Source organism: Chelativorans sp. ZYF759 (assembly GCF_012911015.1).
Classification (GTDB): Bacteria; Pseudomonadota; Alphaproteobacteria; order Rhizobiales; family Rhizobiaceae; genus ZYF759.
Map to the genome: position 1 here is coordinate 296290 of NZ_WVVV01000002.1, position 18029 is coordinate 314318.

Annotated in this window: 19 protein-coding genes and 3 tRNA genes; 8 read left to right on the forward strand and 14 right to left on the reverse strand. The window is 65.9% G+C overall.

Translation table 11 applies throughout. The features are described from left to right. Positions 1–25 precede the first annotated feature (25 nt). From GRZ55_RS05325 to GRZ55_RS05360, 8 genes are all read right to left on the reverse strand, one after another. On the reverse strand, positions 26–823 hold the full coding sequence (locus GRZ55_RS05325; protein ID WP_169285855.1) for a tetratricopeptide repeat protein: 798 nt from the start codon (positions 821–823) through the stop codon (positions 26–28). Continuing rightward, positions 810–2534, reverse strand: coding sequence for a dihydroxy-acid dehydratase (gene ilvD / locus GRZ55_RS05330; protein WP_169285856.1), 1725 nt, complete (start codon positions 2532–2534; stop codon positions 810–812). The genes GRZ55_RS05325 and ilvD overlap by 14 nt, the downstream gene beginning before the upstream one ends. Positions 2535–2767: 233 nt before the next feature. Further along, a complete protein-coding gene (locus GRZ55_RS05335) occupies positions 2768–5539 on the reverse strand; it encodes a valine--tRNA ligase (protein WP_169285857.1) in 2772 nt (923 codons plus the stop codon). A gap of 155 nt (positions 5540–5694) precedes the next feature. Next, positions 5695–6411, reverse strand: coding sequence for a PopZ family protein (locus GRZ55_RS05340; RefSeq protein WP_169285858.1), 717 nt, complete (start codon positions 6409–6411; stop codon positions 5695–5697). A 159-nt stretch (positions 6412–6570) separates the two neighbouring features. Continuing rightward, the gene (locus GRZ55_RS05345) at positions 6571–7956 is read right to left on the reverse strand and encodes a TolC family outer membrane protein (protein WP_169285859.1); all 1386 of its coding nucleotides are present in this window, start codon (positions 7954–7956) and stop codon (positions 6571–6573) included. A gap of 184 nt (positions 7957–8140) precedes the next feature. Then, complete coding sequence (locus GRZ55_RS05350) at positions 8141–8815, reverse strand: protein-L-isoaspartate O-methyltransferase (RefSeq protein WP_169285860.1); 675 nt, start codon at positions 8813–8815, stop codon at positions 8141–8143. A gap of 36 nt (positions 8816–8851) precedes the next feature. After that, a tRNA-Cys gene (locus GRZ55_RS05355) sits at positions 8852–8925 on the reverse strand. 89 nt (positions 8926–9014) lie between these two features. After that, positions 9015–9299 (reverse strand): hypothetical protein, encoded by a 285-nt coding sequence (locus GRZ55_RS05360; protein WP_169285861.1) that lies wholly within the window; start codon positions 9297–9299, stop codon positions 9015–9017. A 186-nt stretch (positions 9300–9485) separates the two neighbouring features. Here GRZ55_RS05360 and GRZ55_RS05365 point away from each other — a divergent pair. The 3 genes from GRZ55_RS05365 (at position 9486) to GRZ55_RS05375 (ending at position 10463) form a co-directional block, all read left to right on the forward strand. Beyond that, positions 9486–9560, forward strand: a tRNA-Asn gene (locus GRZ55_RS05365). A gap of 118 nt (positions 9561–9678) precedes the next feature. Continuing rightward, entirely contained in the window at positions 9679–10074 is a 396-nt protein-coding gene (locus tag GRZ55_RS05370; protein ID WP_169285862.1) for a DUF6481 family protein, read from the forward strand. A 197-nt stretch (positions 10075–10271) separates the two neighbouring features. Beyond that, positions 10272–10463, forward strand: a complete 192-nt coding sequence (locus GRZ55_RS05375; RefSeq protein ID WP_169285599.1) for a hypothetical protein — start codon at positions 10272–10274, stop codon at positions 10461–10463. Between the two features lies 1 nt (position 10464). Here GRZ55_RS05375 and GRZ55_RS05380 read toward each other — a convergent pair whose 3' ends face one another. Further along, complete coding sequence (locus GRZ55_RS05380; RefSeq protein WP_169285863.1) at positions 10465–10731, reverse strand: hypothetical protein; 267 nt, start codon at positions 10729–10731, stop codon at positions 10465–10467. 95 nt (positions 10732–10826) lie between these two features. On the opposite strand from GRZ55_RS05380, the gene GRZ55_RS05385 reads away from it, so the two are divergent. Further along, a complete protein-coding gene (locus GRZ55_RS05385; protein WP_169285864.1) occupies positions 10827–11156 on the forward strand; it encodes a hypothetical protein in 330 nt (109 codons plus the stop codon). 111 nt (positions 11157–11267) lie between these two features. Further along, positions 11268–11423, forward strand: coding sequence for a hypothetical protein (locus GRZ55_RS05390; protein ID WP_169285865.1), 156 nt, complete (start codon positions 11268–11270; stop codon positions 11421–11423). Positions 11424–11429: 6 nt separating this feature from the next. Here the strand turns inward: GRZ55_RS05390 and GRZ55_RS05395 are convergent, their stop codons facing one another. The 3 genes from GRZ55_RS05395 to GRZ55_RS05405 all read right to left on the reverse strand — a co-directional run bounded on the left by GRZ55_RS05395 (position 11430) and on the right by GRZ55_RS05405 (position 13799). Further along, positions 11430–12905 carry a DASS family sodium-coupled anion symporter gene (locus GRZ55_RS05395; RefSeq protein WP_169285866.1) on the reverse strand — a complete coding sequence of 492 codons (1476 nt, stop codon included), beginning with the start codon at positions 12903–12905 and terminating at the stop codon, positions 11430–11432. Between the two features lie 37 nt (positions 12906–12942). Then, positions 12943–13018, reverse strand: a tRNA-Thr gene (locus GRZ55_RS05400). Positions 13019–13172: 154 nt separating this feature from the next. Continuing rightward, on the reverse strand, positions 13173–13799 hold the full coding sequence (locus GRZ55_RS05405; RefSeq protein ID WP_169285867.1) for an invasion associated locus B family protein: 627 nt from the start codon (positions 13797–13799) through the stop codon (positions 13173–13175). Positions 13800–14037: 238 nt separating this feature from the next. On the opposite strand from GRZ55_RS05405, the gene GRZ55_RS05410 reads away from it, so the two are divergent. Both GRZ55_RS05410 and GRZ55_RS05415 read left to right on the forward strand, forming a co-directional pair. Further along, on the forward strand, positions 14038–15858 hold the full coding sequence (locus GRZ55_RS05410) for an extracellular solute-binding protein (protein WP_169285868.1): 1821 nt from the start codon (positions 14038–14040) through the stop codon (positions 15856–15858). 20 nt (positions 15859–15878) lie between these two features. Next, on the forward strand, positions 15879–16568 hold the full coding sequence (locus GRZ55_RS05415; protein WP_169285869.1) for a DsbA family oxidoreductase: 690 nt from the start codon (positions 15879–15881) through the stop codon (positions 16566–16568). Between the two features lie 76 nt (positions 16569–16644). On the opposite strand, the gene GRZ55_RS05420 is transcribed toward GRZ55_RS05415, so the two are convergent. Together GRZ55_RS05420 and GRZ55_RS05425 are read right to left on the reverse strand one after the other, a co-directional pair. Continuing rightward, on the reverse strand, positions 16645–17037 hold the full coding sequence (locus GRZ55_RS05420; protein WP_169285870.1) for a type II toxin-antitoxin system VapC family toxin: 393 nt from the start codon (positions 17035–17037) through the stop codon (positions 16645–16647). Beyond that, positions 17037–17279 carry a type II toxin-antitoxin system VapB family antitoxin gene (locus tag GRZ55_RS05425; RefSeq protein WP_169285871.1) on the reverse strand — a complete coding sequence of 81 codons (243 nt, stop codon included), beginning with the start codon at positions 17277–17279 and terminating at the stop codon, positions 17037–17039. The genes GRZ55_RS05420 and GRZ55_RS05425 overlap by 1 nt, the downstream gene beginning before the upstream one ends. 205 nt (positions 17280–17484) lie before the next feature. Between GRZ55_RS05425 and GRZ55_RS05430 the strand changes: the two genes are divergently transcribed. Next, positions 17485–17787: a GIY-YIG nuclease family protein gene (locus GRZ55_RS05430; protein WP_169285872.1), complete on the forward strand. Its 303-nt coding sequence runs from the start codon at positions 17485–17487 to the stop codon at positions 17785–17787. Positions 17788–18029: the final 242 nt, after the last annotated feature.

Here is an 18029-nt window from a genome sequence, read left to right on the forward strand (position 1 = left end):
TATCGAGAGCTGCGGAAGTGCCCGCCTAGCGCCCGCCCTGCGCGATGATGTCCTCGGCGAGCGCTATCGCAGTGCGCCGGTCGACCTCGTCGGCGAGCGCGAAGGCCTCTTCCTGCATCTGGCGGATCCAGCCCTGTTCCGAGGCGGGCGCACGGTGAAGCGCGGCCGTCATCATGGCCAGCCCGCGTACCGCGCGGCCCGACTGGAACAGGAGATCGCCCAGCGTTGCCTGTGCGCCTGCATGGCCCTTTTCCGCAGAAAGCTGCAGCCAGCGCGCGGCCTGCTGCACATTGGCCTTGAAGCCGTGATTGCCCAGGAACATGCGTCCGACTTCGAACTGCGCCGCAGGATGCCCGTAATTGGCGGCCGCACGCATGAAATAGTCCTGCGCGAGCGCCGGGTTGGGGCGCACCGGGCTGTCGGGGATGCCGTAGAGCAGGTAGCCGCCAAGCGCCACCAGCGCATCCGACAGATAGGGCTCGTCCGGGCTGCCCGGCTCGACATCCTGCTGCACGATGTCCTGGAAGAACTTGAAGGCCTCGTACTCGTCGCGTGTCACGCCGTCGCCGTCGGCATACATGCGCGCCAGCTTCCAGCGCGCCCCGAGCTGGCCGTTCTCGGCCGCGTAACGATAGGCCTCGAGCGCCTGGTCCTTGTCGCCGCTCTGATAGGCGGTGAAGCCGAAGCGGAACACCGCCCAGGGGGAGTCGCGACCTTCCGCATAGGCGCGGTCTTCGGCCAGCGCCTGCGTGCCCGCGCCGAAGCCGGCCACAGCGAAGGCGGCTGCCACCATCCCTGCCCTGAGCGCGTCAGATATCGGCATAACAGTGCGTTTCCTTTGCCGCGCCAGGATGCGTCACCGCACCCTTGCGGGCCGACCCTACGGTCTGGGCATATTTCCAGATCGCGCCCGACTGGTAGTCGGTCTCGCGCGAGTTCCAATCCTTGCGGCGGCTTTGCAGTTCATCGTCGCTGAGGTCGACGGAGATCGTCCCCTCCACCGCGTCGATGGTGATGATGTCGCCGTCCCTCAACAGACCGATAGGACCGCCGGCGGCGGCCTCCGGACCCACATGGCCGATGCAGAAGCCGCGCGTGGCGCCCGAGAAGCGGCCATCGGTGATCAGTGCCACCTTGTCGCCCATGCCCTGCCCGTAAATGGCAGCCGTGGTGGCCAGCATCTCGCGCATGCCTGGACCGCCGATCGGGCCTTCATAGCGGATGACCAGAACCTGGCCTTCCTTGTAGTCGCGTGCCTTGACGGCTGCGAAAGCCTCTTCCTCGGAATCGAAACAGCGCGCCGGGCCGGTGAATTTCAGGTTCGCCATGCCGGCGACCTTCACGATCGCCCCGTCCGGCGCCAGATTGCCTTTCAGCCCCACCACGCCACCGGTCTTGGTGATCGGCTTGTCGGCGGGACGCACGACGTCCTGTGCGTCGTTCCAGGCAACCTTCTCCATGTTCTCGGCGATCGTGCGACCGGTCACCGTCATGCAGTCGCCGTGGAGATAACCGTGGTCGAGCAGCGTCTTCATCAGAAGCGGAATGCCGCCGGCCTCGAACATGTCCTTGGCGACATATTTGCCGCCCGGCTTCAGGTCGGCGATGTAGGGCGTCTTGTGGAATATCTCGGCCACGTCGAAGAGATCGAACTCGATGCCGCATTCATGCGCGATGGCCGGCAGATGCAGCGCCGCGTTGGTCGAACCGCCGGAAGCCGCCACCACCGCAGCCGCATTTTCCAAAGCCTTGCGCGTGACGATGTCGCGCGGCCGGATGTTCTTGGCGATCAGTTCCATGACCTTTTCGCCCGCCGCGAAGTTGAAGCGGTCGCGCATCTCGTAGGGTGCCGGCGCGCCGCAGGAATAAGGCAGCGCGAGCCCGATCGCCTCGGCGACGGTGGCCATCGTGTTGGCGGTGAACTGGGCGCCGCAGGAGCCCGCCGACGGACACGCGGCCTGCTCGATCTCCATGAGATCGTCATCGGAGATCGAGCCGACCGAGTGCTGTCCCACCGCCTCGAAAACGTCCTGGACCGTGATCTGCCGGCCCTTGTAGGAGCCAGGCAGGATCGAGCCGCCATAAATGAAGACCGAAGGCACGTTGAGGCGGACCATCGCCATCATCATGCCGGGAAGGGATTTGTCGCAGCCCGCCAGCCCGACCAGCGCGTCGTAGCAATGGCCGCGCATGGTGAGTTCCACGGAATCGGCGATCACCTCGCGGCTGACCAGCGAGGCCTTCATCCCCTGATGGCCCATGGCGATGCCATCGGTCACGGTGATGGTGCAGAATTCGCGCGGCGTGCCCTGGGCAGCAGCCACGCCCTTCTTGACCACCTGCGCCTGGCGCATCAGCGAAATGTTGCAGGGCGCGGCCTCGTTCCAGCAGGAGGCGACGCCGACCAGAGGCTGGGCGATTTCCGCCGACGACAGCCCCATCGCATAGAGATAGGAGCGGTGCGGTGCGCGCGCGGGACCTTCGGTCACATGGCGGCTCGGCAGTTTCGTCTTCGAGATCACTTTGGCGTCCATACTCATCCTTGCCGCCGAAACGGCGGCCTCCCCTGCGATCTGGGCGCTTACTGAACCCGCGCCAGTCGAAGGAGCCTTTGACGTGCGCTGGGTTTATGGCGGGAAATGGGCGCCCCGTTCCCATGAAGGGGTATAGCGCATCGGCACCAAGGGGGCTGTGGCAGGAATGCCACAGAATCATCATGCCGGCCCGGATCGCCGGACCGGCATGGAACCAATTGGAAACTATGTCTTCAGGCGACCCGCGACAGTGCGACCGTCAGACGGTCGCGCGTTTCGGCATATTCCGCGCGCTTTTCGCGCTCCGCTTCCACGATCTCGTCCGGCGCGTTGGCGACGAATTTCTCGTTGGCGAGCTTCTTGTCGATCCGCGCCATCTCGCCCTCTGCCTTGGCGATTTCCTTCTTCAGCCTTGCGGCCTCCGCCTGGAGATCGATCAGGTCGCCGAGCGGCAGGCAGGCCGTCGCCTCGCCAACCACGATCTGGGCGGCCGCCTTCGGCGCCTCGGAACCGAAGGCGATCTCGCCGATACGCGCGAGCCGCTTGATCGCCGGCTCGTGGCGGGCGACACGCTCGCGGCTGACGCTGTCTGCGCCGACCACCACGAGCGGCGCGATTGCGCCGGCCGGCACGTTCATCTCCGAGCGCACCGAACGGATGCCGGAGACGAGATCGATCAGCCAGTTGATCTCGGCCGCCGCGTCGGCGTCTTCGGGCCCGCCTTGCGGCCAGGCCGCATGGCACAGCAGCCCGTCGCGCGCATGAGCGCCCGCCGTGTGCTCCCACAGCTCTTCCGTCATGAAGGGCATGAAGGGATGCAGGAGCTTCAGGATCTCGTCGAGCACATACGCCGCCACCGCCTGGCTTTCGGCCTTGGCCGCCTCGTCGGCACCGGCGAAGACCGGCTTAAGCAGTTCCAGATACCAGTCGCAGAACAGGTTCCACACGAAACGGTAGGCCGCCGCCGACGCCTCGTTGAAACGGTAGCGTTCGACGCCCTCGGTGACGGCCGCGGTCGCACGCGACAGTTCGGTGAGGATCCAGCGGTTGATGGTCAGCTTCGCCGACGCGGGATTGAAGCCCGGGTCGCGCTTCACCCCGTTCATCTCGGCAAAACGCGTCGCGTTCCAGAGTTTGGTGCCGAAATTGCGGTAACCGGCGACCCTCTGCGGGTCGAGCTTCACGTCGCGCCCCTGCGCCGCCATGATGGCCAGCGTGAAGCGCAGCGCGTCGGCGCCATATTCGTCGATCAGTTCCAGCGGGTCGATGACGTTGCCCTTCGACTTCGACATCTTGGCACCGTTCTTGTCGCGCACCAGCGCGTGCACATAGACGGTGTGGAACGGCTCTTCCTCCATGAAGTGCAGGCCCATCATCATCATGCGGGCGACCCAGAAGAAGATGATGTCGAAACCCGTCACCAGCACGTCGGTCTGGTAGTAGGTCTTCAGCTCCTTGGTCTGGTCGGGCCAGCCGAGCGTCGAGAAGGGCCAGAGTGCCGAGGAGAACCAGGTGTCGAGCACGTCCTCGTCGCGGGTCAGGATCTTGCCCGGCTCGTAATTGTCGAGCTGCTCCTTCACCCAGTCGCGCCACGGCGTGTCGACGGCCAGGTAGTATTCGACCGCATCGTCCAGCGCGCGCTTTTCGTCCCGCGCGACGAAGACATGGCCGTCCGGGCCGTACCAGGCGGGAATGCGGTGCCCCCACCACAGCTGGCGCGAGATGCACCAGGGCTGGATGTTCTCCATCCACTCGAAATAGGTCTTTTCCCAGTTCTTCGGCACGAACTTCGTGCGCCCCTCGCGCACGCTGGCGATCGCTGGCTTGGCCAGCGTCTTGGCGTCCACATACCACTGGTCGGTCAGGTAAGGCTCGATCGGCACGCCGCCGCGGTCGCCATGCGGGACCATGTGGCGGTGCGGCTCGACCTTGGCCAGGAACCCGCCCTCCTCCATCATCTCCACGATGCGCTTGCGCGCCGCGAAGCGGTCGAGGCCTTCCAGTTCGCTGATCGTGCGCGTGACTTCCGGATGGCTCTCCAGCCCCTCCATGAAGTCGTCATTGTCCTTGAGCGTGATCGCCGCTTCGGTTGTCAGCACGTTGATGGCGCGCAGGTGATGGCGGCGCCCGACCTCGAAATCGTTGAAATCATGCGCCGGCGTCATCTTCACCGCGCCGGTGCCCTTTTCCGGATCGGAATATTCGTCGGCCACGATCGGCAGGCGTCGTCCCACCAGCGGCAGGATGACGTTCTTGCCGACCAGGTGGGTGTAGCGCTCGTCCTCCGGGTGCACGGCCACGCCGCTGTCGCCCAGCATCGTCTCCGGCCGCGTCGTCGCAACGGTGACGAAGGTCGAGCCATCCTCGGGATCGAAGGTCTTGCCCTCGATCGGATAGCGGAAATGCCAGAGATTGCCTTCGATCTCGATCTGCTCGACCTCGAGATCCGAAATGGCGGTCAGAAGCTTCGGGTCCCAATTGACCAGCCGCTTGTCTTTGTAGATGAGGCCTTCCTCGTAAAGCTTTACGAAGACTTCGATAACCGCCTTCGATAGCCCCTCGTCCATGGTAAAGCGCTCGCGCGACCAGTCACACGAGGCACCCAGCCGCTTGAGCTGGTTGACGATGATGCCGCCGGATTGGGACTTCCACTCCCAGACCTTGTCGACGAACTCCTCGCGCGTCAGGTTGCGGCGGTGGATCTGCCTTTCGGCCAGTTGCCGTTCCACCACCATCTGCGTGGCGATGCCGGCATGGTCCATGCCCGGCTGCCACAGCACGTTCTTGCCGCGCATGCGCTCGAAGCGCACCAGGATGTCCTGCAGCGTGTTGTTGAGCGCATGGCCCATGTGCAGCGAACCGGTAACGTTCGGCGGCGGGATGACGATCGTATAGGGCTCTGCGTCGGCTGCGGCGCCCGCGCCGGCGCGGAAGGCATCCGCATCGGCCCAGCGTCCGGCAATTTTCGGCTCGACGGAGCCGGCGTCATAGGTCTTTTCGAGCATGGGGGTCCCGCATTTCCAGCGTTCCGTTGGCCTCGCTGTAAACCGGATGGGTCTGGCCGAGTCAACCGCGCCGCATCGACGCCCCTCAAATGGACAAGGCCACCGTCGCCGGCAGCCCTGTCCACGGGTCCCACCCCCGAAGTTCGTGTCGGGCCTCAGGCGCCGCGCGCCACCCGCTCGATTTCCTCGCGCACCAGGCGCTCGACCAGCACCGGCAGGTTGTTGTCCATCCACTCGCGCAGCATCGGGCGGATCATTTCCTCCGCCATCTCATCGAAGGAGCGCCGGCGGCTCGCCGCGAAGACCTCCGAAAGTTCCCCGAACGCGGCGGCCACCTGGCGGCCGGCCTGCTCCGAGATGATCGAGGGGCGCAGCTCGCTCGGTGCGTCGGCGGCGGGCTCCTCGACCGTCTTCTTGTCGGCGCTGGTCGCCTCGGACGCCGGCGCGGCATGCGCGCCGTTGACGCCCGCATACGAGGGCGAAGGCGCCTGGCGCGTCGGCTCTGCTGGCACATCTCGCCGCACGGACTCCGGCGTCTTGGCGGGCTCATGCGCCTGCACCGCGTCGATCGCGTTCAGCGAGGCCTTGATGTCGGACATGGAGGGGCGCACCTCCGGCTTCACCTCGGGCGCCGTCCTGGCCGGCTGTGCCTTGTCGGCCTCTTCCCGCCCCAGCCCGTCGCGAAACGCCTGCACCTCGATCACCGAGCCCTCGCCGCCGGCCGGACCTTCGTCCTCGTTGTCCCAGTCCTGCGCCGCCATCTCTTGCTGCGGCTTGGTGGACCCCGGCTCGCTGTCCTCGATGATGCGCCGGATGGAGGCAAGGATTTCCTCCATTGTCGGTTCGCGCTGAATGCTGCTTGGTTGTGCCATTGTCACCGTCTGCCGCCCCCGTGACCTCGATATTCGAACATGCCGCCTGGCCATGGGGCGGATGCGCTGCGAATCAGCCAAGCCTAACGCAGACGCCGGGGCAAATGAATCCCCCGGCGCCGTACGAACCGCTTTCACACAGGAATTGAAGTTTCGGCCTCAGCGCCCGTCGGGCGTGCTCGTGCCGATCCACAGATCCTTGACCGCATCGTAATGTTCCTGCGGCCGATGCTCGTTGACCGGCAGGCCAAGACGGCGAACCGACAGCGCGCCGATGGCCGACAGGATGGCGTAGCTCGCCACGACCTGGTCGCGCTCGGAACTGGCCAGGTTGATCTGGGCGTTGATGACGTCGGCCTGGGCGTTGAGCACGTCGAGCGTGGTGCGCTGTCCGACATTGCGTTCTTCGGTGACGCCCGAAAGCGCGAGTTCGGCGGCCGAGACAAGCTGCCGGTTGGCCGCGGCGACCTCGCGCGCGGCGACGAACTGGGTCCAGGCCGAAGCCACCGCCTGGCGCACCTGGTCGCGGCTCACATCGACCTCGATGCGCGCCTCGCCGAGCGACTCCTTCGACTGGCGCACCCGCGCCGACGTCTGCCCGCCCGAATAGATGGGTACCGTGAGGTTGAGGCCGATCGTGGCCGAATTGGTGGTCGTCGTCTCGTACCCGCCGACACTGACACCGGGCAGGCCGGCGGCCGGTGCGCGGCGGATCTGCGACTGCACGCTGGCCTGTGCCGAAACCTGCGGCAGCAGCGCGCCTTCCGCGGCCTTCACCGCGAAGGAGGCGACGTCGACGAGATGCTGGGTCGCCACGATTGCCGGATGCTCGCGCAGCGCGATGACGAAGGCGTCCTCCATGCTGCGCGGCAGGAGGCTTGTCGCGGGGCTCGCCGCCTGCAGCTGGCCGGGGTTCTCGCCCACCAGCTGGCGATAGGTGGCCTCGGACACCTGCACCTGCGCGCGCGCCGCGCTCAGCTGGGCCTCGGCAGCCGAACGGCTGGCCTGCGCCTGGGCGGTGTCTGTCCGCGTGCCCTCGCCGACCTCGAAACGCGATTCGGCCGCGCGCACCTGCTCGGCCAGGAATTCGAGGTTGCGCTGGCGGAACGCCGCGATGCGGCGGTCGCGGATGACGTCCATGAAGGCCGCCGCCGCGTTGAACAGCACGTTCTGTTCGGTATTGCGCAGGCTCTCGTTGGAGGCGCGCACCCGGGCTTCGGCCGCCCGCACGTTGTTCTGTGTCTGGAAGCCGTCGAAGATCGACTGCTGGATCTGCACGCCGAACTGGCCCGTGGAAATCTGCGTGCCGGCCTGTTCGGTGACACTGGCGCTGCCCGAGCCCACGATCTGCGGGCGATAGCCGGATTTCGCCAGCGGTACGCCTTCATTGGTGACGCGCACGCCGGCGCGTGCGGCGTTCAGTTGCGAATTGTTCTGATAAGCCTTCGCCAGCGCCCCCGTGAGGGTCTCCGCCATCGCTGGACCTGAAAACAGCAGCGACGTAGCCAGCAACGCGGCCGGAAAGACCCTATTCAACACGGACATACCCTACCTCGTGCGATGTCGGGCGATTGCGGCAATGCCTACCCCTGGCATGCCCCCGCCCTCAAACTTCTGGTCCGGCTCCGCCAGCGCAATCGCACCCGCCGTCCCTGCATGCCAAAACATTACAGCAATTTCCACGAGTGCAAGTGACAGTTCGGTAACACAGGTGACAAAACGTCCCCGGTCAGAAGACGAAGCCGGGCTCTCGCTGGAACTCGGGCAGCGGGCGCACCGCGGCGTTGAACGAGGCGCGGCTGGAAACGACGCCGCCTTCCTTGATGAAAAGCGTCGCGCGACCCGCATTCCCGTGGCCGACGACCGCCACCAGCCGTCCGCCATTCTTGAGCTGGTCCAACAGCGCATCGGGCACGAAATCCACCGCCCCTTCCAGGATGATGAGGTCGAACGGGCCCTGGTCCGCGCAGCCCTCGGCGAGCTTGCCGCCCACCACCGCCACGTTGTCGCAGCCGAGTCGCGAAAGGATGTCGGTTGCCTGTGCCTCGAGGTCGGGATCGCTCTCGAGCGCGATCACCGAGCCCGCGAGCTTCGACAGCACGGCCGAGGAATAGCCCGTGGTACACCCCACATCGAGCACGAAATCATCGGGACGAACCCGTGCCATCTGCACCAGCTTGGCGAAGGGGGACGGCTCCATGATGTAGCGTGCCGGCTGCCCGTCGCGCGCATCCGCCACGATGATGTCCTCGTCGATATAGGCCAGCGCCCGGCGCCGCGAGGGCACGAATTCCTCGCGCGGCAGCGTTCCCATGGCGGTGAGCAGGTGCGACTCCGTCACGTCGGTCGTCCGCAGCTGCCCGTCGACCATCTTGATGCGCTGGAGGGTGAAGTCGGCTGTCATCGAGCTATTCCGGATATGAGATGCACCGGAAGCATGTGGAGGCCTCGGCCGGAATCGAACCGGCGTGCAAGGATTTGCAGTCCTCTGCGTAACCACTCCGCCACGAGGCCCCGCCGCTTGCGGCGTCTGGGAAGCGACCTGTTAACAGAGGCGTGAAGGCTCGGCAAGTCGCGCGGCGCGTTTCGCGCGCCCATTTCGGCTAGGGATTGCGGCGTCCGTTGCGCCGCCCCCACTGGACCACGAATCGGCGGCGCCACCGACGGATCGCGGCGAATTCATAGGACAGGACGAGCAGTCCCAGCGGAATCATCCAGAAACCGAGAATCGGCAGGAAGCCCAGGAAGCCGAGGAAGACCAGCACGAAACCGATGATCACCCGCACCAGCCGCGATTGCGGCAACACGAACTCGCGCCCGAATATCCGGATGCGGCGCAGCTTCTCGCCCGCCGCCCTTTCGAGTTCCTGCTCGACCTCCGTGCCCATCGCCGCTCCCTGGCCGAGCCTTGCGCCATCCGCCGTCCTGGCGATCGTGGCCTCGCATGCCTATATGAGGTGTGGCGAAACCGCCCACCAGAGCGCCAAGGGGTTCTATCGGCAAATTTTTGCGCAATGCTCTTTGCAATGCCAAAAACTGTTTGCTATAGGCACCGCACTCACGCGAGCAGGTATTCCCCGGTAGCTCAGTGGTAGAGCAACCGGCTGTTAACCGGTTGGTCGCTGGTTCGAATCCGGCCCGGGGAGCCACTCTTCATCAGAATGTGGCCATAGCCTGAGTTTCGCTCTCATGGGATTTCCTGTATCCGCCGGCTGCAGGCACCGCATCGTCGTGCCGGCCTGATTTCACACCTCGCAAGGACAACGAATGCAATCTCGCAAGACCCCCGACTTCCTCGACCGCCAATCCGATGCTGCCGCCGCCAAGCGCGCCATGCTTCAGCGTGCCCGCTCCGTGGCCGAAGATCCCAAGATTGAGGCGCGCCGCGCCGCGCGCGGCGAGATCGTCAAGGCACGCGAAGCGCGCGCCGCCGAGCGTGCCGCGGCCCGGAAGATCGAGGAAGCCCGGGCGGCCGAGGCAAAGGCCCGCGCCGATGAGGCCGCCCGAATCGCGGCGGCCGAGGAAGCCGAGCTTGCCGTGGCCATCGAGAAGGAAGAGGCCGATAGGCAGCTCGCCCTTCTGGCCGAGCAGAAGGCCGCGCGCGACGCTCGCTATGCGGCCCGCAAGGCGGCCAAGAAGGAACGCCGCAAGGGCGGCATGTGAGTTTCGGCGCCAGGGCCCGCGCGCGGGCATCTGGCGGCCGTCGAAGATAAGGGGCTGGCGACAGGATCGCCGGCCCCTTTTGTCTGTCGGGTCCTTTGCCGGGGGCGGGCCGGCGCGCGGTCGACATAGGCTCTCGCCTTGCCCTCGGGAACACCGCCTCTTTCCGTACGTTGCTCCTTTCGAACGGAGAACCTGCAATGAGCGACGACCCGAACACAGCCGGTCAGGACCGGCCCGACGGCGACAAGGCCATGGACGACGAACTGGCGATGCGCCTCGCCGAGGAGACGGATCTGTCCCCCAATCAGGCCAAAAGGCTGATCGAAAAGCACGGCCGCGACTACGAGAAGCTCCGCGAGCTCGCCGCGACTTTCAAGGCGGAAGGCTAGACTAGCCCTGCGCCTTCACCTTCACCGGTCGCCACACCACCATCTCGCGCTTGCGCGAACTTTCCTGGCGAAAGGGCAGCGCACGGCCGTCCGGGCCATGGCACTGGCTGCATTTGAAGCGCAGCGACGCGATCGAGCGCCCCTCGCCGTAGATCGAGGCGAGATCGCCGGCCAGGAAACAGGCCTCGTGCCGGCAGGAGGGGCACGTCACCTGGATCAGGAAGTCGTGGCGGGCGGCAAGGCCGAGGGTTCGTATCGTGCGTGTCATGAGAACGAAATAGGAACATATCCCTCCTTCGGTCAATCGGCTGGCGCAATCACTTTTTTGGCGGCATGGTCGGCGCTCGCGTATTCCGGTGGGCCATGAACACAGTCAACCTTGCCCTTCTGGGGGTTTCCACGGCGGCTTTCCTCGCAGCGGCCAGTGCCGCCAAGAGCTGGGCGCTCAGGCCGGGATGGTTCTGGCTGCTCCTGACGCTGGCGCTCTACACGATCGGCAACCTGATCATGCTGCGGCTTATCCGCGATTTCGGCATGGGCGCCGCGCTCAGCCTGTCGGCCGTTATCCAGCTCGTCGCGGTCAACCTCATCGCGCTGACAGTCTTCGGCGAACGCCTTTCCGGTCTGCAGACACTGGGCATCGCGCTCGCCATCGCCGCCATCGCGCTCATCACGCTGGCCCCCGAGGCCTGACGGATAGATCGCCCGCCGCGGCCACTTGCCTCAAATGCCATCCTTTTCGGCAACCAACGCGACACGCTTGGCGGCTAACCTGTCTGACGGGGGCGTGGGCTGGAGAACAAGATGGCCAGGCGAACCGACAATCTCTACGGCAACTACAATGCGGCAAGCTCCGCAAAACCGCGCGCTTCCGGCCTCATGCGGGCATCGGTGGAGTGGATTGCCGTGGCCCTCGTCATGGCGGCGGGCGCGGCGATCGTCCTGTTCTGGTTCGCCTGACGAGCCTCAGCCGGCCACCGGCATCAGCGGCTGCAACGCGAGTGCCGCGGCCGAGACCAGCAGCACCGAGACCAAATTCATCACGATGCCGGCCCGCACCATGTCGGCCACCCGCACATGTCCGGAGGCAAAGACCAGCGCATTGGGCGGCGTGGCGACCGGGAGCATGAAGGCGCAGCTGGCCGCCATCGCGACGGCGGCCGAGATCGTCACCACGTCCATGCCGGTTGCCGCTGCAACCGTCGCCACGATCGGCAGCAGCGCGGCCACGGCGGCCGTGTTGCTGGCCAGTTCCGTCAGCATCACCACCGTTGCCGTCAGGAGCAGCAGGAAGACCAGCGGCGGCAGGCCGCCCACCGCCGACAGCGCCTCGCCGATCCAGATGGCCAGTCCGCTGCGGTCCATGGCGGCCGCCAGCGACAGCCCGCCGCCGAACAGCAGCAGCACCTCCCAGGGAATACCCTTGGCCTCGTCCCAGCTCATCAGGAAGCGGCGGTCCTGCGCCATGCCGCTCGGGATCAGGAACAGCGCGAAGGCGCAGGCAAGCGCGATGCCCGGATCGCTCATCCCGCCGAGCCCCGGCAGGTTGTTGAGCAGCGGCCGGGTGATCCACAGCGCGGCCGCCACGAAGAAGACCAGCGCCACGCGCTTTTCGGCCTTTGTGATGGCCCCGCTCTCGGCCATCTCGGCCAGCGCGTCATGTCGCCCGCCCGAATCCGAAAGTTCCGCACCGATCGGAAAGACCAGCCGGGTCAGGATCAGCCAGCCGAGTGGGAGGAAGACCACGACCAGCGGCACGCCGACCGTCGACCAGGCCGCGAAGGAAAGGTCGATCCCGTGGCTTTCGAGCAGGTAGCCCGCCAGAAGCGCATTGGGCGGCGTCCCGATCAGCGTGCCGACCCCGCCGATGCTGGCCGCATAGGCAAGCCCCAGAAGCAGCGCCAGCGCGAAACGCCGCGCGGCCGCCTTGTCTTTTGTCCCCTCCTCCATCACCGCCACGATCGACACCGCCACCGGCAGCATGAGCACGACGGCCGCCGTGTTGTTGATCCACATGGACAGGAAGCCGCTGGCCACCATGAAGCCGAGCACCAGGCGCCGTGGCTCCATGCCGATCGCCCGAATGGTCCAGAACGCCATGCGCCTGTGCAGGCCCCAGCGCTTGACGGCGGCGGCAAGCAGGAAGCCGCCCAGAAACAGGAAGACGAGCGGGTTGGAATAGGGTTGGGCGGCGGCCGTGACGTCGCCGATCCCCAACAGCGGCAGGAGGATCAGGGGCAGGAGCGCCGTGGCGCCCATCGGCACCGGCTCGGTGCTCCACCAGATCGCCATCATCAGCGCCAGGCCAAGCGTCTGCCAGCCCGCGACCGGCAGACCGCCCGGTGGTGGCAGGATCAGCGTCGCCGCGAAGATCAGCGCGCCCACCACGAGCCCGATGCGCGACGAGACGGCGAGTAGCGGCTTTGTTCTGGCTGAAGGCATCGGCTCGGCGGGCGGTTCTTCTCGAGGCGCAAATGAGTGGTGCCGGCTGAGGGATTCGAACCCCCGACATCGTGATTACAAATCACGCGCTCTACCAACTGAGCTAAGCCGGCCTGCGCCGCCGCGCACGGTGCGGGCTCCGGTTACCACAACCAGCCCGCCAGTAAAGGAATTTTGTGCCTGTGGCGCTCCCTCGCCCGGCCGCCGCAACGAAAAACGGGGCCCAACGGCCCCGTCAATTCGTTCTTCGAGCTTAAGACCCGTCGATCACTCGGCCTCGAGCGAGCGCTGCTGCTCTTCCTGCAGGCGGCGCTGGAAATCCTCGGTGTTGCGCGAGACATAGTCCTGCAACTGGCGCTGACGCGCCTCGAGGTCGGACTGCTGCATCGGTTCGCCGTCGAAGGCGGCGGTGAAACCGGCCAGCGACACCTGCACGGGGCTCTGCTGGTTCTGGAAGTTCACCGAGGTGAGCGTCAGGGCCTGGCCGCGCTTGAAGGAGGCGACGACATTGTCGTCGAGCGGCGCCTCGGCGATGCAGCGGTCCGGCAGGCACACCACATATTCGAGCTGGCGGGTCTGGCCGCCGTCGATCTGCATGCCGATGCCGGGCGGGATTGCGCGGCCCGACGGCACGGTCACTTGGAAGACGCGCTGGTTCACCTGGCCTTCGAGCGTCAGCATGCTGACCGCCGTGATCAGCTGGCCGGATTCGGCGATGACGATGTTCTGCACATTGCAGATGTCGACATCTTCCTGCTTCGTGCAGGCCTTGTACCAGCCTTCCGGCGGCTGTTGCTGCTGGGCATTGGCTGCCAGCACGCCGCTGGCCAGGATACCGGCCACACCGGCCGCCACGAGCGAAGCGCGGCACGCATTGGAGATCTCTTTGGTCATGTCGTCCGTTTCATCCTCTGGTCGTGCTGTCGTCGGGACGGCAGATTCATGTCGCTGCCGATCTGTTGATGAAATACGGCAGCAGCATGACTTCGCCCGCTTACAATGAAAGCAGGGCGCGATCCAGACCCCGCCACCGGCTTTTCGTCATCTTTTGGGGCCAGTTTGCGGGCTGGGTTCCAATCCGTGATACTGACCAGTCAAACTGCCCAATCGAATCGTCGATGGAATTGCCCCCATGCCAAGATTGAACGCCCGCGCTGTCGCGCCCCTGTTTGCCGTGATCTTCGCCGCCCTGGCCCTGCCGGCCGCGGCCGAAGGGCCGTCCCACGGCCTTGCCATGCATGGCGAGCCGGCGCTCGGCGCGGATTTCGAGCATTTCCCCTATGCCGATCCCGACGCGCCCAAGGGGGGACGGCTGAATTATGCCGTCTCGGGCTCCTTCGACAGCCTCAACCCTTTCATTGTGCAGGGAGACGCCTCGCGCGGCCTGTTCGACCAGTTTTTCGGCTACAACGTCTTCGAGACGCTGATGGCGCGCTCTCGCGACGAGCCCTTCACGCTCTATCCGCTCATCGCCGAATCGGTCGAGACCGACGAGGACCGCACCTTCGTCGAGTTCACGCTGGACGCGGATGCGCGGTTTTCCGATGGCGAGCCGATCCGCGCGCAGGACGTGATCTTCTCGATGGAACTCCTGGCCGAGAAGGGTCGCCCCCTCTACCGCAACTGGATCGGGCTGGTGGAGAAGATGGAGATCGTCGGCGAGCGCGGCGTGCGCTTCACCTTCAAGGAGACCGCCGACCGCGAGATTCCCCTGCTTCTGGCGCTTCTGCCCGTGCTCCCCGAACACGCCACCAATGTGGAACGTTTCGACCGCTCCACCCTCACGCCCATGGTCGGCTCCGGCCCCTATGTCATTTCCGAGGTGCGCCCCGGCGAGTTCGTGCATCTTTCCCGCAACCCGGACTATTGGGCCAGGGACCACCCCTCCAAGACGGGTCTCGACAATTTCGACGAGATCCGCGTCACCTATTTCCGCGACGACAATGCCATGTTCCAGGCCTTCCAGCGCGGCCTCGTCGACATCTTCCAGGAAACCAGCTCCAGCCGCTGGGCGACCGGCTACGACTTCCCCGCCGCCCGCGACGGCCGCGTGATCCAGGAGAATTTCGAGATCGGCCTGCCATCCGGCATGTACGGCTTCGTGCTCAACACCCGCCGTCCGCAATTCGCCGACATCCGCCTGCGACGGGCGATCGCGGGGCTGCTCGATTTTGAATGGATCAACCAGAACCTCTTTTCCGGCGCCTATGTGCGCACCAGGAGCTTCTATGACGGATCGGAGCTTTCCTCCCACGGCGTGCCGGCCAGCGAGGCCGAACTGGCTCTCCTCGGCGATTATGCCGAGACCATTCCCGCCGAAATCCTCGACGGCACGTGGGCACCGCCCGCCAGTGACGGTTCGGGCCGCGACCGCGCCTTCATGCGCGCCGCCATGGAGCTCTTCGCCGAGGCCGGCTACCGCGTGGACGGTGGTCGCCTGCTGGGCCCCGACGGGCGCCAGCTTTCCTTCGAGATCATGCTGAACGGTCCCTCCGCCCAGCCGCTCGCCATGGCCTGGCAGCGCACGCTGGAGCGTGTCGGCATCGCGGTCTCGATCCGCGTCGTCGATTCCGCGCAATATCTCCAGCGCCAGCGCACCTACGATTTCGACGTCATGCTCATGACCTACACCTCGTCCCTCTCGCCGGGCGCCGAACAGATCATGCGCTGGGGTTCGGAGGCCCGCGACCTTGACGGCACGTTCAACTTCGCCGGTGCGGCCGACCCCGCCATCGACGCCTTGATCCAGTCCATTCTCAGCGCCCGCACGCGCGAGGATTTCGTCACCGCCGTGCGTGCCTATGACCGGGTGCTGCTGGCCGGCGCCTATGTCGTCCCGCTCTATCACCAGCCCGAGCAATGGGTCGCACGCCAGAACTACATCCGGCATCCGGGCGCCACGCCCGTCTACGGGCCCCAGTTCCCCACCTGGTGGCACGACCGCGCGAACTGAAACCAGCAGGGAAACTCATCATGGAAGACCGGCAGAGCCTTGCCATCGACGTCGTGTCCGACGTCGTCTGCCCCTGGTGTTATGTGGGCCAGAAGCGGCTCGCGGAGGCGATGGCGATCGCGCCCGAGATCGACGTCCGGCTGCGCTGGCGCCCCTATCAGCTCGACCCGACCATCCCGCCCGAGGGCCTCGATCGCGACAGCTACATGAAGGCCAAGTTCGGCGATGAGGGACGGCTGGAAGAGATGCAGGCGCGGCTGGAGGCGCTCGGCCGCGATGCCGGCATCGTCTTCCATTTCGAACTGATCACGCGCTCGCCCAACACGCTCGATGCCCACCGCCTCATCCGCTGGGCGGCAAGCGCCGACGGAACCGACGTGCAGGACGCCGTCGCGCAACGGCTCTTCCAGCTCTATTTCGAGGAAGGGGCGGATGTCGGCGACCGGGCCGTGCTGATCGGGGCCGCGCGCGAATGCGGCATGGACGCCACCCTGGTCGAGACGCTGCTCGCCGCCGGCGCGGATGTGGACGAGGTCCAGACGGAGATCGAGACCGCCCGGCGCATGGGGGTCACCGGCGTGCCCTGCTTCCTCATCGAGAACCGCTACGCCATCATCGGCGCCCAGGACGCCGAGACCCTGGCCGATGCGATGCGCCAGATCGCGGGCGCGAAAGCCCGGGGCGAGCTGGACGGGCCGGCACAGGGCTGAGGCCCTGCATGGGGAGAGCTGGACGCAGAGCGGCCGGTGGAAAGGTCATGCGAAGCCGGATCAGATGGTCTTCGGCTCAAGCCAGATCCGTGTGGGCAAAATCCCCGCCCTTGTAGAGCAGCGTCACGCCCAGCCGTTTCGCGCAGGCATAGGCAAGGCAGTCGGCGAGGTTGAGGCGGGCGGGATGCCCCCTGCCCTTGCCGTATTCCTGAAAGGCGTTGATTGCCAGATCGGCATCGGCAGGCTCGATCGCAACCAGCGCGATACCCGCATCCGCCAGGAAACGGTGAACGGCAGCTCCCGCCTCCAACGGCTCCACGGCAAGCTTCGAGGACAGCCGCATTGCCGTTTCCAGCACGACGAGCGCAGATGTCGTGCAGCTCGCGGCTTTTTCGATCCGCCCCGCCCAGTCGTCCGCATCCTCCTCTTCCGAGAGGATGGCAACAAGGACCGAGCTATCCACGAACATCAGCCGTGGCCCCACATCGCATCGATCTCGTCCCTGGTCATGTCGCGACCCTCACCTTTGGAGCGGGCCCGCAATTCGCTGGCGATCGTGCGTGCGCGCTCGGCAAGCGGCGTCCGCCCGGCCTCCCGGTGCAATTCCGCCTCCAGCGCGGCGATCACGGCTTCCGTCATGGAAATCTTGCGCTTGGCGGCCAGTTCCCGTGCCAGCGCATGCGCCCTGGGGTGTCTGATCTGCAGATTCACGGTCCGCACCTCGCGAGGAATTGTTGTCATTACAGAATAGCAGAGTTGTCATGACAGAGCTAGGCGCATCCGCAACGCAGCAGCCCTCATCCTGAGGTGCGCAGCGAAGCGAAGCCTCGAAGGACGAGGGCTGCGCACGCCCTTGCCAAAAGCCCTACCTTTGCGAAACTCCCGCGTAACGGTGGGCGGGCCTGGAGCTTTCGTCGTGGAGGTCACGGTTTACATTCTGCGCTGCTCCGACGGGAGCTTCTACACCGGGCTAACCAAACAGGAGATCGAAGCCAGGCTGTGGGAGCACAATCAGGGCATCTATGATGGTTACACGAAGAAGCGGCGGCCAGTGGAACTGGTATTCACGGAAACCTACGACCGGATAACCGACGCGATTGCCCGTGAGCGGCAGATCAAGGGGTGGAACCGGGCCAAGAAAGAGGCCCTGATCCGCTACGACTATGAGGCATTGCCGGAACTTGCGAGCCGGAGACGGCGCCCGCAGCCCTCATCCTGAGGTGCGGAGCGAAGCGGAGCCTCGAAGGACGAGGGCTGCCCCCACCTGGAACCACCCTCGTGGTTCGATGCTTCGCCTTCGCTGCGCTTCGGCTGCGCACCTCACCATGAGGGTTCCCGTTGCAGCCGGCACACATGGAGCCACGGCGACACCTCGTCTTCAGATGCAAAGTCCCCCGCCAGCCTCATCCCGAGTCGCTGATGGAAAAGCAGCCTCGAAGGACGAGGACGCTCTTTCCGACA